Here is a 13,528-nt window from a genome sequence, read left to right as displayed (position 1 = left end):
GCAGGGTCACCGGCACAATGACCGGGTGACCGAGCCCATCCCCGTCGCCCGTGTTGTCGATCACGGGTTCGCCAAGCTCATGCCCGACGTCGATCGTGCGCGGGCCTGGCTGCTCACCGTCGACGGGGCGCCCCAGTCGTACGTCGATCTGGACGAGCCGACGCATCTGGAGTTCGAGTACGCCCGTCGGCTCGGGCATGTGCTGGACACCGTCGCGGAGGCGGGGCGGCCCCTGGACGTGCTGCACCTCGGGGGCGGGGCGCTGACGCTGCCGCGCTACCTCGCCGCCACCCGGCCCGGGTCCCGGCAGGACGTCGTGGAGGCCGATCAGGAGCTGCTGCGGTTGGTCGTGGAGCATCTGCCCTTGCCCGACGGGGCCTCGATCGCCCTGCACGGCGCCGACGCGCGGGCGTGGCTGGAGGCGGCTCCGGCCGACTCCGCGGACGTGCTGGTCGCCGATGTCTTCGGAGGCTCGCGGGTGCCCGCGCACCTCACCTCCCTCGGGTACGCCCGGGAGGCCGGCCGGGTGCTGCGCGACGGCGGCGTCTATCTGGCCAACCTCGCCGACGCGGCGCCCTTCGCCTTCCTGCGCTCCCAACTCGCCACCCTGGGCACGGTGTTCCCGGAGCTCGCGCTGATCGCCGAGCCGGGGGTGCTGCGGGGCCGGCGGTTCGGGAACGCCGTGGTGGTCGCCGCCCGGGAGCCCTTCGACACGGCCGCGCTCGCCCGGCTCACCGCCTCCGACGCCTTCCCCGCCCGGGTCCGGCACGGGGCCGACCTGCGGGACTTCACCGGCGGTGCGCGGCCCGTGCGGGACGAGGACGCCGTGCCGTCACCCGAGCCCCCCGACGGGGCGTTCGGCATCGGCTGAGCCGACCGCGGCGGACCGCGCCACCGGCTTGCTCCGCCGTCTGAGGTTGCGCACGTCCGGTACGCACAGCACCGCCGCGGTCACCACCACGACCAGCGCCGCACAGCCCCACAGCGCGTGGGAGCGGCCGAAGGCCGACTCCGCCGGACCGGCCAGCGCGGTCGCCAGCGGCACCATCGCGACGGAGCCGAACCAGTCGTAGGCCGAGACCCGGGAGAGCTTGTCCTCCGGGATCTCCTGATGGAGGGCGGTCATCCAGCTCACCCCGAAGACCTCCACCGTCACGCCGGTCAGGAACATCACCGCGCACAGGACCCCGGCCGACGTGGGCACCGCGAGGGCGGCCGAGGGGAGGGCCAGGGGGAAGACGCCGAGGGTGCCCCAGAGCAGCAGGCGGCGTGGCTTCCAGCGGGTCATCAGCAGGGCGCCGGCGACCGTGCCCGCGCCGAAGAAGCCCAGGGCCAGACCCCAGGGGCCCGCCCCGCCCAGATGGTCGCGGGCGACCAGCGGGCCGTAGACCGCGTCGGCGGCGGCCACGACCGCGTTCGCGATCGAGAACTGCACGACGATGCCCCACAGCCACGGCCGGCCGCTGAACTCCCGCCAGCCCTCCCGCAGGTCTGCGAGCAGGCCGCCGCCCGGCACGCGTGGCGCGATATGGCTCACGTCGAGGAAGGCGCGCAGGGCTCCGGCCACCGCGAACGCCGCCGCGTCCGCCGCCAGCACCCAGCCCGGGCCGATCGCGGCGACCATCGCGCCGCCCAGCGCGGCCCCGCCGACGGTCGCCCCCTGCATCGCCATCCGGAACACCGCGAAGGCCCGGCTCGCCTGCTCGCCGGAGACCGAGGACATCAGCATGCCCTCGGCCGCCGGGCTGAGGAACGCCTGACCGGTGCCGCCCAGCGCGGTGAGCAGCATCATCTGCCACAGCTGCGGATCCCCGGCGAGGACGAGCACCGCGAAGACACCCTGCGACACACAGTTGAGGGCGTTCGCCGCGACCATCACCCGGTGCCGGGGGAGCCGGTCCGCGATCGCGCCGCCGATCAGCAGGAACACCACCAGCGGCAGCGTCCGCGCGGCGGCCACGAGTCCCACGTCCCCGCCGTCGCCTCCGGTCTCCAGGACGGCGAACGCGGCGGCGATCAGCGCGCCGTGGCTGCCGAGGCCGGTGACGACCGCCGAGGCGGTCAGCAGACTGTAGTTGCGGCCGGCCCAGTCGGGTCTGCGGCGGCGTATCGGGGCGTCGGCGGAGGTCACCGGCCGACTATCCCCGGTCCGAACCCGGCTTGCCAAACGCATTCCCGGCCGACGGCCTGCCGGTCAGCCCGTGGACGGGGTGGGCTGCTGGTACGGGGTCTGCTCGCCCCCGGGCGGCCGCTGTTCTGGCCGCATGGCCGATCACCCCAGGGGGGCGGGGAGGCCGGTGCTCCACGCATCCGCGAAGCGGCGGCCTCCCCGGGGGCTCAGCCCGTCGGCTCGCCGTGCAGCCGGACCGTGCTCAGGATCTTCGTGATCGTCGCGTCCGGGAGCTCGTCGTCGACACCCGTGGCCCCGTACAGACTGAACGCCACGAAGTCACCGGCGGAGTTCTTGAACCCGAACGTGACCGCCTTGCCGTCGCTCGCGCACTTGCCCTTTTGGGGCGTGTTCTTCGAACGGGCCCAGGCGACGCTGCCCTTGACGCCCGACGTCGTCGTGAACGCCTTCGCCTTCTCGTCGAACGTGATGCTCTTCTTGTCCGGCTGCGTGTAGCCGCCGTACACCCACCACGCGACCTGGTTGACGGCCACCTCGTCGGTGCTCTTGGCGCCGTTCGCGCCCTTGGTGCCCGCGGTGGCGAGGGCGGTCTCGTCCTTGTCACCGTTCTTGTCGTCGTCGGAGGTGCACCACTGTTCCTTGAGGTACGCCGGTGCCGACATGGTGATGATGGGCTTGTCGCCGGCCTTGGCGTCGTCCTCCTCGAAGCCGATGAGCATGCCCGGCGACTCGACCTTCCAGTCCGCCGGGACGTCGAAGGCCGTGCCCCACTTGGGGTTGATGACGACCTTCCAGCCGTCGATCGTCGCCTTCTCCTCCTCGCCGCCGCGCGGGTTGTCGTCCGAGCCGGAGGACGACTCGGACGGATCGGTCGAGGCGGACTTCGACGGCGGCGCGCTCTGGCCGGTCTGCTTGTCCGAGCCGCCGCCCGCCTCGTCGTCCTTGTCACCGCCGAGGACGAGGAAGCCGGTCACACCGGCGGCCACGACGACGGCCAGGGCGGCCACGATCGCCGTGATCTTCGTACGGTTGCCACCGCCGCCACCCGGACCTCCGGGCTGCGGCGGCTGGGGCGTGTCCCACTGGGTCTGCTGCCCGTAGGGGTTGGCCTGCTGATAGCCGGGCTGTTGGTACGGATTGGGTTGCTGGTACCCCGGCTGCTGGTACGGGTTGTTCTGGTCCTGCGGGTTCTGCTCGCCCCCGGGCGGCTGCTGTCCTGGCCACATGGGCAGTCACCTTAGTGGCGTCCGTGCATCGATTCGGTCACCGCCCCTTGTCAGGGACGTAGCAAGTCAGGACTCCTCGGGCGTGAACACGCGTACCGTGCTCAAGATCTTCTCGACCGTGACCTGCGGAACCTCCTCGTCGACGCCCGCGGCGCCGAAGAACGACCACGACGCGAAGTCACCCTCGGCGTTCTTGAAGGCGAAGGTCGTCGCCTTGCCGTCCGTGTCGCACTTGTCCTGCCGCTCGACCCCGGCGGACTCCGACGTGGCGACGCTGCCGGTCAGGCCCGACGCGGTGGTGAAGGAGGCGGCGGGAGCGGTGGTCACCTTCTTCCTGTCCGGCTGGGTGTACATGCCGTAGACCCAGGCCGCGGAGTCGGCGCGGGCGATCTCCTCGGTGCTCCGCGCGCCGTTGTTGCCCCGTGATCCGGCGCTCGCCAACGGGGTGTCGTCGGTCCTGCCGTCCTTGTCGTCGTCCGAGGTGCACCACTGCGCCTTGAGGACGGCGGGGCCCTTCATGGCCACCAGCGGTGTCTCGTCGGGATCGTCGTCCTCCGCGACGTAGGACACCCAGTCCCTCGACTCCAGCGCCCAGTCCGCCGGAACGTCGAAGGCGACACCGAGGTCCGTGTTGACCACGGCCTTCCAGCCGTCCACGGTCGGCTTCCGGCCGTCGGACGCGGTCGGCGAGGCCGAGGAGCGCGCCGGGTCCGGTGCCGTCTCGTCGTCGCTGCCGCCCCCGAGGAGCACGGCGCCGGTCACCAGGGCGGCGATCACGACGGCCGCGGTCGCGGCGAGGGCGACGGTTCTCGTACGCCGGTTCCCGTCGTCCGGCGCGGGCGGCGGTTGCGCGGTGTACGGGTTGGGTTGCTGATATCCCGGCTGCTGATAGGGGTTCGCGTCCTGCTGCGGATTCGTTCCGCCCCCCGGCGGTCGCTCTCCTGGCCACATGGGCGGCAAGGATACGACGATCATCACACCGACCTGGTCATTCGAGGCTACTCGTGGGTAACATGCCGGTCATGAGCGCAGACCAGATGTCGATCGGCGAGATGCTGTCCGCCACCGTGCCCATGGCCCGGACCCTGAATCTCGAGTTCCTGGAGACCACGCCGGAGAGGGCCGTGGTGTCCCTGCCGGACCAGGGCGAGTACCACAACCACGTGGGCGGCCCGCACGCCGGCGCCATGTTCACGCTCGGCGAGACCGCCAGCGGCTCCATCGTCCTCGCCGCGTTCGGGGACCAGCTCTCGCGAGCCGTGCCGCTCGCCGTCAAGGCGGAGATCGCGTACAAGAAGCTCGCGATGGGCGCCGTCACCGCCACCGCGACCCTGGGCCGCCCCGCCGCCGACGTGGTCGCCGAGCTGGACGCGGGGGAGCGCCCCGAGTTCCCGGTGACGATCGAGATCCGCCGTGCCGACGGGGCGGTGACCGGTGAGATGACCGTGGTCTGGACCCTGCGTCCCAACGGCTGAGCCACGCGTTCCCGGCACGGCCCCGGCCGTCGGTCGGGGCCCTGGTGTGTGATCAGGCCGCGAACCGCCGATGTCCGGTTGCGCCGTTCTCGGCCGCCGTGACGAACTCCTTGAGCCAGGCGAGGAATTCGGGTCCCAGATCGGGCCGGTCGCAGGCCAGCCGGACCACCGTGCGCAGGTAGTCCGCCTTGTCGCCGGTGTCGTAGCGCAGCCCCTCGAAGACGACCCCGTGCACGGTGCCGCCCACGGCGAGTTCCTGGAGGGCGTCGGTCAGTTGGATCTCGCCGCCGCGGCCGGGCGGGGTGCGCTCCAGGGCGGCGAAGACCGCGGGGTCGAGGACATAGCGGCCGATGACCGCGTAGGTGCTGGGCGCGTTCTCGGGCGACGGCTTCTCCACGAGCCCGGTCACGCGGACGACGTCGTCGTCGCCCGTCCTTTCCACGGCGGCGCAGCCGTAGAGAGGGATCTGTTCGCGGGGTACCTCCATCAGCGCGACGACGCTCCCGCCGTGCTTGTCGCGGACGTCGAGCATCCGGCTGAGCAGTGTCTCGCGCGGGTCGATGAGGTCGTCGCCGAGCAGGACGGCGAACGGCTCGGCGCCGACGTGGCGACGGGCGCACAGCACCGCGTGGCCGAGGCCGAGGGGTTCGCCCTGGCGGATGTGGTGGATGCCGGCGAGGCGGGCCGGGTCGCGCACGGCGTCGAGGCGGACGGTGTCGCCCTTCGCCGCGAGGGCCTGTTCCAGCTCGAAGGCGTGGTCGAAGTGGTCCTCGATGGCCCGCTTGTGGCGACCGGTGATCATCAGCACGTCGTCGAGACCGGCCGCGGCCGCCTCCTCCACGACGTACTGGATGGCCGGCTTGTCGACGACCGGCAGCATCTCCTTCGGCGTCGCCTTGGTCGCGGGCAGGAAGCGCGTGCCGAGCCCGGCGGCCGGGATGACCGCTTTGCGTACGGGGCGGCCGTGGGTGGGGGCCGCGGGGTCGGCGGGGTGGTGGGGGTCGATCATGCGGCCCATGCTGGCCGACGGGGATGAGAGCTTCCGGGGAGAAAGCTGGGAGCGCGCTGTGTGTCGGGCCCGGGGCGGCGAAAGTTGGAGATTTCGTGTGCCAACTGTCTTTGGTTACACACAACTTGGCGCCGGCCCGGTCGGGACTTCGAATGCGGGTGCGGATACCGCCGGTAACTTATCTGAATTCGCTGCGTTTTGAACTTTGGTCACTCGAACTTCTTGTTTCCTGTGATTCACGTGTGCGAAAGTGACCGCCCCGAATGACCGCACCGTACCTGACGTCACATAGGTATGCACCAATCACGCACCTGCTTTCCGGTGGACGCGCAATAGCCATGCCGTCCTGCGGCTTGGAAGGAAATGGTTCAGTGCAATCCCCATACCCCCCAAGGCCCCCCTATCCGCCGCGACCCGGAGCGACTCCGGGGGAGAGCGACCGAAATCTCGTCGCCCAATTGGGCGGTGCCGAGGGCGGTGACCGAGCTGTCGCACTGCTGATGGCCCGGCACTGGCGGGCCACTCATGACTACGCCGTCATCTGTCTGGCCTCCTCGTCCGGTTCGGCGGAGCTGGTGGCCGCCGCGGCGTTCCACCGGGTGCTCGGACGGGCGGGCGGGGGCGCGGTGCGGCCCCAACTCCTGGCCGCCGTACGGGACACGGTGAAGGAGTGGGCCGCACAGGATCGCATTTCCGCGGCGCTGCCGGAGCTGGGCAAAACGACCGGCGGCCGCGGACTGCGCGCCGCACGGGGCGCCACCCCCGAAAGGCGACAGCTCGCCGAGCGCGCATTCCAGGCCCTTCCTGGTGCCTCGCAATGCCTGTTGTGGCATGTCGAGGTCGAGGCCGAGCACATATCCGTACCGGCCGGTCTGCTGGGGATCGACATCCCCCAGGCGGCGGACGGGCTGGAACGGGCGCGCGAGCAATTCCGGGAAGGCTGTGTACGAGCCCACCGGGAACTCGCGCCCTCCAAGGACTGCGGTTTCTACAACCGCCTCCTCGACGTCCCGATTCGCCGTGGTGGCGCCCTGCTCCCCGATGTGCAGCAGCATCTGATGGCGTGCCGCCACTGCCGGCATGCCGCCGAACAGCTCAGCCATTTCGAGGGCGGCCTCGAGGCGCTGCTCGCCGAGACCGTGCTCGGCTGGGGCGCCAGGCGCTATCTCGACTCCCGGCCCGGCCGCGGCGGTTCGAGCCAGGCGCCGACCGTCCGTCCGCGCGGCGGCCGGCACCGGCCCACACGTGTCGCCGCACCGAGACGGCACACCAAGGCGGTGATGGTCGTGGGCCTGACCTCCTTCGCCCTGCTCGCGACCGTCCTCGTCACCAAGGGCTGGTCCGATGACAACGGTGTCCCCGATCCCGGCGTCACCTGGGGCGCACCCAGCGGCAACGACGTCGTGCCCAGCCCCGACTCGGCGCCCTCGTCCGACGGCTCCCCGTCGGCCGCCTCCGCGAGTGACCCCGTGGAGATCGGCCAGGGCAGACTCCGCAGCCGCGCCGCCGACCTCTGCCTCGACATCCGTGGGAACAAGGCCGAGACGGGCTCCGCGACGGTGCTGGCGGCCTGCTCCTCGGCGTTGTCCCAGCAGTGGTCGTACCAGGACGACGGTCTGCTGCGCAGCCTCGCCGATCCCGCGCTCTGCCTCGGCGCCGACACCGGCGAGGGTTCGGTCGCTCTCGCCGGATGCCTGGTGCACTCCGGTGAGATCCAGTACGACCTCACCGTCCGCGGTGAACTCCTGCTCCGCTGGGGCAAGGGGCTGGTCGTCGCACCCGACAAGGACCTCGATGTCGTAGTGGTCGAGCGCGACGGCTCCGCGGACCAGGGATGGCTGTTCGAGACGGCGGACAGACCCACCGCGGAGACGCGGCAGAAGGACGGGACGGAAGAGAAGGACGACAAGAAGGAGAAGACGGAGAAGGGCGGGACGAAGGAGAAGGGCGAGGAGGAGGACGGGGATCGCCGACTCCCGGACACCGCCTCGCCGTCACCCACCGCCGCGCCGCTGCGCCCCGAGGAGCCCGACGACCACGCTCCGGGCGAGGCGGGGGACTACGAGCCAAGCGCGGCCCAGGTCGACCACCGGGACGAACCCGAGGACCCGGGCGCCCGCCAGGACGTGCCGGTCGCGGAAACCGTCGTCACCGCGGTCGGATCCCTCCTTCACTGACCCGGGGGCCGCCTCGTCGAGGCGGCCCCCTTCTTCAGTTCTTGTCGGCATCCGGCCGTCTCTTGTTCACCTCATTGACACGAGTCACCAAGGGTCATAGTTTTCCCGCCGCGCCCCTGGCGTTTCTCACCGGATGTGTTCACAACGTCGTGCCCGCACACCGAAGGAGTGACGGCTCATGACCGGCACCGTCTCCAGACGATCGGCCCCGCGTCAGCTGGGCGGGGTGATCACCGCCGCCCTGACGGCACTCGTGGCCGCGCTCATGGCGCCCGCGCCCGCTCAGGCGGTCGGCTCGCCCGACCCCGTCGTCCGTACCCAAGCAGGTCTGGTGCGGGGTGAAGTCACCGCCGAGGGGCGGCAGTTCCTCGGCATCCCGTACGCCGAGCCGCCCGTCGGCGAGCTCCGCTGGAAGGAACCGAGAGCGGTCCGGCCGTGGCAGGGGGTGCGTACCGCACAGGACTTCGGCAACAAGTGTGTCCAGGCGACGAGTTGGGACCCGGGGTACGAACAGCCCTCGCACACCGAGGACTGCCTCGACCTCAATGTGTACGTCCCCGAGGGCGCCGGAGGCCGTTCGGTCATGGTCTGGTTCCACGGCGGCGGGCTCACCGCCGGGGCCGGGCAGGACATCGTCCCCGACACCTTCGCCCGGCAGACCGGCACGGTCGTGGTCACCGTGAACTACCGTCTGGGAGCGATGGGGTTCCTCGCCGCCGCAGGTCTCGACGACGAGGCCCGCGACGGGGTCTCCGGCAACTTCGGCATGCTCGACCAGCAGGCGGCGCTGCGCTGGGTGCGCGCCAACATCGGCCGCTTCGGCGGCGACCCGGGCCGGGTCACCATCGCCGGTGAGTCCGCGGGCGGCCGCTCGGTCTGTACCCAGCTCGCCTCACCCACGGCGAAGGGTCTGTTCCGGGCGGGCATCATCGAGAGCGGGGCGTACGACGACTGCGCCGCCCGGACGCGGGAGGCGGCCGTGACCCAGGGAGCCGCGTTCGCGCGGCAGCTCGGGTGCGAGACGGTCGCCTGTCTGCGCGGCAAGTCCGCCGCCGAAGTCCTCGCCGCACAGGGGGAGTTCGACTGGGGTCCGGTGGCCGGTGGACGCTTCCTGCCCACCCAGCCGTCGGACGCCTTCGCCCGGGGTGCCGCCGCCGGGGTACCGGTGATGAACGGGGCGAACCAGGACGAGGGCCGGCTCTTCGCCTTCGCCCGCTTCGACCTCGGCGGGACCCCCCTCACGGAAGAGCGGTATCCGACGGTCATGCGGGAGGAATTCGGCGAGGAGGCACTCCGGCACTACCCGGTCACGGCCTACCCGACGCCCACGATCGGCTATGCCACGGCCCTCGGCGACGCACTCTTCGCGTGCAGCGCGCTACGGCTCGACGGCGCGCTCGCCGGGCGCGGACCGGTCTACGGGTACGAGTTCGCCGACCGCACCTCCCCGCCGTTCGCCTCACTGCGCAACCTGGGCACCGACTTCGACTTCGGGGCGACCCATGTCAACGAGGTGCAGTACCTCTTCAAGCACTTCGGCCTCCGGTCCCCGCTGAACAATGAGCAGAAGGTGCTGGCGCGGCAGATGGTCCAGTACTGGGGTTCCTTCATCCGCGGTGGAGCGCCGCGGGCGGACGGGCAGCCCTCGATGCCGCGCGGGACGGGGTCGGTGCTCTCGCTGCGGACCGCCTCCGCCGGCGGTAACGCCTTGAGCGCGACCGTGCACGCTGAGCACCGGTGCAACCTGTGGGACTCCGCCACCGTCACACTCAACGGGTAGGCTGCCCCGGCGCACGCTCGTGAGGAGCGTGCGCCGGAAGCACAGGACAACGGGAGGAACGGCCGTGCACGTCCAGGAATGGCTCGAGACCGTACCCGCGGTCAGCATCTATCTGCTGGTGGGCCTGGTCATCGGCCTGGAGAGCCTGGGCATTCCGCTGCCGGGCGAGATCATCCTCGTCTCGTCCGCGCTGCTCGCCTCCCAGCACGGTGAGATCAACCCGTTCATCCTCGGCGCCTGCGCCAGTGCGGGAGCGATCATCGGCGACTCGATCGGCTACGCGATCGGCCGCAAGGGCGGCCGGCCGCTGCTCGCCTGGCTGGGCAGGAAGTTCCCCCGGCACTTCAGCGAGGGGCACATCGCCACGGCGGAGCGGTCCTTCGAGAAGTGGGGCATGTGGGCCGTCTTCTTCGGCCGGTTCGTCGCCCTGCTGCGGATCTTCGCGGGGCCGCTGGCGGGTGTGCTGCGGATGCCGTACTGGAAGTTCCTGATCGCCAACGTTCTCGGCGGCATCCTCTGGGCGGGCGGTACGACGGCCGTCATCTACTACGTGGGCATCGTCGCGGAGTCGTGGCTGAAGCGGTTCTCGTGGCTGGGCCTGGTCCTCGCCGTGCTGATCGGACTCACGTCGATGCTGGTGCTCAAGCGCAAGGCAGCGAAGGGGCAGAGCGCGGTGCGTGAGGCCGAGACCGTAGGGGCTTCTGAGTGACCTCGGGCGCGGGTTCGGCGTTGCTGGTCGCGCCCACGCGGCGGTAGCCGCAGATCGATACAGCCCCGCGCCCCTGGGTGGGTTGCCTAGCCGTGGATTTCGTTGTGCGCCTTCGCCAGATCCGCGTACAGCGTGCCGTTCAGTGTGACTCCCTGACGTTCTTCCTCCGTCAGCTCACGCCTCACCTTCGCCGGTACGCCCGCCACCAGTGAACCCGGCGGCACCTGCATCCCCTGCGGGACCAGTGCCTGTGCCGCCACCAGCGACCCCGCGCCGATCACCGCGCCGTTCAGCACGGTCGCGCCCATCCCGATCAGGCAGTCGTCCTCGACCGTCGCCCCGTGCACCACCGCGTTGTGCCCCACCGACACCCGCTGGCCGATCGTGACGGGGAACCCCGGGTCGGCGTGCAGGGTGCAGTTGTCCTGGATGTTGCTCTGCGCGCCGACGGAGATCCGCTCGACGTCGCCGCGGGCCACGGCGCCGTACCAGAGGCTCGCCCCCGCCTCCAGCGTCACATCGCCGATCACCGAGGCGGTGGGGGCCACGAAGGCCTCGCCGTCGATCTTCGGTTCCCGGCCGCCGATGCCCGTGACCAACGCCTTGTGCGTCATCGCCTTCTCCTCGTCGTCGCTGACACCGGCACCGTACGCCACGCGCGTGGGGCGAAGATCACAGGCCCGGCCACCCGGCGCCCCTCCTCACCGTGAGTACGGTGACCTCGTGCCGAAGAAGAACACGTTCTCATCCTGGTGTCGCAGCCTCACGCAGCGTGCCGTCCACGCGGGCTGGGCCTGGGTGCAGCGCACGGGTTCCGTGACCGCCGAGCACCCGGGACGGTTCCGCTTCGGCGCGCTGGGCGAGCACTCGCGGCTCGCGTTTCCGCTCGGCACGGTCTTCGGGGAGCCGTGGATCACGCTGGGTTCGCACTGCATCGTCGGTGAGCAGGTCACCCTGACCGCCGGTCTGATGCCCGACCTGGACCTCGGCCCGGAACCGATCCTGCGGATCGGGGACGGCGTCGTCCTCGGCCGCGGCAGTCATGTCATCGCCGACACGACGGTCACCATCGGCAGCGACTGCTACTTCGGGCCCTATGTGTACGTCACGTCCACGAACCATTCGTACGACGATCCCCACGAGCCCATCGGCAAGCAGTGGCCGCGCATGGAGCCGGTGGAGATCGGCCCCGGCTGCTGGATCGGCACCGGCGCCGTGATCCTGCCGGGGGCGCGGATCGGGCGGAACGTCGTCGTGGCGGCCGGGGCGGTGGTGCGCGGTGCGGTGCCCGACCACGCCGTGGTGGCGGGGGCGCCCGCCAAGGTCGTACGGCGATGGACTCCCGAGGACGGCTGGCAGCCGCCGCTGCGGACCCCGGCGCCCCGGCCGATCCCCGAGGGGGTCACTCCGGAGCAGCTCAACGCGCTGGCCGGGCTGGACGAGGAGAGCGCGGCGAAACTCGCCGAGCTTGACTGATCCGGGGACGCTCAGCCGGTCGCCAGCAGCAGTGTGCCGACCAGGGCCAGGCCGGCGCCGGCCGCCTGGACGGCCCGTAGTCGTTCGCTGAGGAAACCGCGTGCGGCGAGGGCGGTCACCACGGGGTAGAGCGAGGCGAGCACCGCGGCCACGGTGACCGGGCCCAGTCCGGCGGCGACCGCGTAGGTGCCGTTCGCCGCGACGTCCGCGAGGCCGACGAAGGCCAGCGCCGGGAACGAGGCCCAGGGGAAACCGCCCGCCGGGAGCGCGGGGGCGCCCCTGCGGACCGAGGTGTACAGCACGGCGCCGCCGACGACGACGTTCACCACACGCTGCACGAAGAGCGCGAGGAACAGGCCGGTGACCGTGGTGGACGCCTCCGCGATCAGGGCGAACACCGTGCCGAAGCCGAACGCCGCGACCAGGGTGAGCAGGATGGTCCGCCGCTGCACGGGGGCGCCCCTCAGTTGCGGGCCGCCCGCGAGGGCGACACCGAGGACGGCGACCCCGATCCCCGCGAACTGCGCCGGACCAGGGCGCTCACCGAGGACGAGACCCACGCCGACCGGGACGGCCACGCCGAGGGTGCCGAGCGGGGAGACCACGCCCATCGGGCCCAGGGCGAGCGCCTTGTAGAAGCAGATCAGGCCGACGGGGCCGACGAGTCCGGCGGCGGCCGCGAACCACAGCCGCGGCCCGGCCTCGCTCCAGCCACCGGTGGCGACCACGGTCACGCCGAGCACGACCGCCGCGATCGCCTGTGAGACGACCACCACGGTGAGCGCGGGGACGCGCCGGGTCAGCAGTCCGCCGCCGAAGTCGGCCAGCCCCCACAGGAGGCTGCTGGCCAGGGCGAAGAGTGCTGTCACGGGGCGCCTCGCAGTACAGTTCGGTGAACGATCGGGTGCACCTCACCGTAGTTCAGTCAGGTGCACTGTGTCATACAGAATATTGGACGTGATGTGTCGGACCTCGATCTGCTGACCCAGTCCCTGGCGCGCAATGTCAAGCGCTGGCGGACCGAACGCGGCTTCACCCTCGACGCGCTGGCCGCGCGCGCCGGAGTCAGCCGCGGCATGCTCATCCAGATCGAACAGGCCCGGACCAATCCGAGTATCGGCACCGTCGTGAAGATCGGCGACGCCCTCGGGGTCAGCGTCACCACCCTGCTCGACTACGAGCAGGGCCCGAAGGTGCGCATCGTCCCGCCCGAGCAGGTCGTCCGGCTGTGGCACACCGACGCGGGCAGCTACAGCAAGCTCCTCGCGGGCACGGAGGCCCCCGGCCCACTGGAGATGTGGGCGTGGAAGCTCATGCCGGGTGAGAGCAGCTCCTCCGATCCGCACCCGGTCGGCACGGTCGAGATCGCGCATGTCACGGTGGGCGAACTGACCCTCACCGTCGACGGTGTCGAGTACCGCGTCCCGGCCGGCTCCAGCGTCACCTTCGAGGCCAACGCCTCGCACACCTACGGCAATCAGGGTGACGTCCCGATGGAACTGCTGCTGGCCATCTCGGTGCCGGCCGCGCCCTGAGCGGCTGTTA

The 13,528-nt window shown here is 71.4% G+C and carries 13 protein-coding genes; 7 read left to right on the top strand and 6 right to left on the bottom strand.

Going from position 1 to position 13,528, the window contains the following annotated elements; genetic code table 11:
• The first annotated feature begins 25 nt into the window (after positions 1–25).
• A complete protein-coding gene (locus tag OG381_RS09800) occupies positions 26–871 on the top strand; it encodes a spermidine synthase (protein WP_327715739.1) in 846 nt (281 codons plus the stop codon).
• On the opposite strand, the gene OG381_RS09795 is transcribed toward OG381_RS09800, so the two are convergent.
• From OG381_RS09795 to OG381_RS09785, 3 genes are all read right to left on the bottom strand, one after another.
• Positions 833–2,173 carry an MFS transporter gene (locus OG381_RS09795; RefSeq protein ID WP_327715738.1) on the bottom strand — a complete coding sequence of 447 codons (1,341 nt, stop codon included), beginning with the start codon at positions 2,171–2,173 and terminating at the stop codon, positions 833–835. The genes OG381_RS09800 and OG381_RS09795 overlap by 39 nt on opposite strands.
• Positions 2,174–2,337: 164 nt before the next feature.
• On the bottom strand, positions 2,338–3,357 hold the full coding sequence (locus OG381_RS09790; protein ID WP_327715737.1) for a hypothetical protein: 1,020 nt from the start codon (positions 3,355–3,357) through the stop codon (positions 2,338–2,340).
• A gap of 66 nt (positions 3,358–3,423) precedes the next feature.
• Entirely contained in the window at positions 3,424–4,308 is an 885-nt protein-coding gene (locus OG381_RS09785; RefSeq protein ID WP_327715736.1) for a hypothetical protein, read from the bottom strand.
• 71 nt (positions 4,309–4,379) lie between these two features.
• Between OG381_RS09785 and OG381_RS09780 the strand changes: the two genes are divergently transcribed.
• Positions 4,380–4,832, top strand: coding sequence for a DUF4442 domain-containing protein (locus OG381_RS09780; RefSeq protein WP_327715735.1), 453 nt, complete (start codon positions 4,380–4,382; stop codon positions 4,830–4,832).
• A gap of 52 nt (positions 4,833–4,884) precedes the next feature.
• Here the strand turns inward: OG381_RS09780 and galU are convergent, their stop codons facing one another.
• On the bottom strand, positions 4,885–5,841 hold the full coding sequence (galU, locus tag OG381_RS09775; RefSeq protein ID WP_327715734.1) for a UTP--glucose-1-phosphate uridylyltransferase GalU: 957 nt from the start codon (positions 5,839–5,841) through the stop codon (positions 4,885–4,887).
• Positions 5,842–6,299: 458 nt separating this feature from the next.
• On the opposite strand from galU, the gene OG381_RS09770 reads away from it, so the two are divergent.
• From OG381_RS09770 to OG381_RS09760, 3 genes are all read left to right on the top strand, one after another.
• Entirely contained in the window at positions 6,300–8,018 is a 1,719-nt protein-coding gene (locus tag OG381_RS09770) for an RICIN domain-containing protein (RefSeq protein ID WP_443061889.1), read from the top strand.
• A 178-nt stretch (positions 8,019–8,196) separates the two neighbouring features.
• Positions 8,197–9,798, top strand: a complete 1,602-nt coding sequence (locus OG381_RS09765; RefSeq protein WP_327715732.1) for a carboxylesterase/lipase family protein — start codon at positions 8,197–8,199, stop codon at positions 9,796–9,798.
• Between the two features lie 64 nt (positions 9,799–9,862).
• Complete coding sequence (locus OG381_RS09760) at positions 9,863–10,507, top strand: DedA family protein (protein WP_327715731.1); 645 nt, start codon at positions 9,863–9,865, stop codon at positions 10,505–10,507.
• Positions 10,508–10,593: 86 nt separating this feature from the next.
• Here OG381_RS09760 and OG381_RS09755 read toward each other — a convergent pair whose 3' ends face one another.
• Positions 10,594–11,121 (bottom strand): gamma carbonic anhydrase family protein, encoded by a 528-nt coding sequence (locus OG381_RS09755; protein WP_327722429.1) that lies wholly within the window; start codon positions 11,119–11,121, stop codon positions 10,594–10,596.
• 109 nt (positions 11,122–11,230) lie between these two features.
• Between OG381_RS09755 and OG381_RS09750 the strand changes: the two genes are divergently transcribed.
• Positions 11,231–11,983 (top strand): acyltransferase, encoded by a 753-nt coding sequence (locus OG381_RS09750; protein ID WP_327715730.1) that lies wholly within the window; start codon positions 11,231–11,233, stop codon positions 11,981–11,983.
• Positions 11,984–11,994: 11 nt separating this feature from the next.
• Here OG381_RS09750 and OG381_RS09745 read toward each other — a convergent pair whose 3' ends face one another.
• Positions 11,995–12,852, bottom strand: coding sequence for a DMT family transporter (locus OG381_RS09745; protein WP_327715729.1), 858 nt, complete (start codon positions 12,850–12,852; stop codon positions 11,995–11,997).
• A 93-nt stretch (positions 12,853–12,945) separates the two neighbouring features.
• On the opposite strand from OG381_RS09745, the gene OG381_RS09740 reads away from it, so the two are divergent.
• On the top strand, positions 12,946–13,518 hold the full coding sequence (locus OG381_RS09740; protein WP_327715728.1) for a helix-turn-helix domain-containing protein: 573 nt from the start codon (positions 12,946–12,948) through the stop codon (positions 13,516–13,518).
• Positions 13,519–13,528 lie beyond the last annotated feature (10 nt).

The sequence above is a fragment of the Streptomyces sp. NBC_00490 genome, assembly GCF_036013645.1.
GTDB lineage: Bacteria > Actinomycetota > Actinomycetes > Streptomycetales > Streptomycetaceae > Streptomyces > Streptomyces canus_F.
This window is presented reverse-complemented; position numbering and strand designations above follow the sequence as displayed.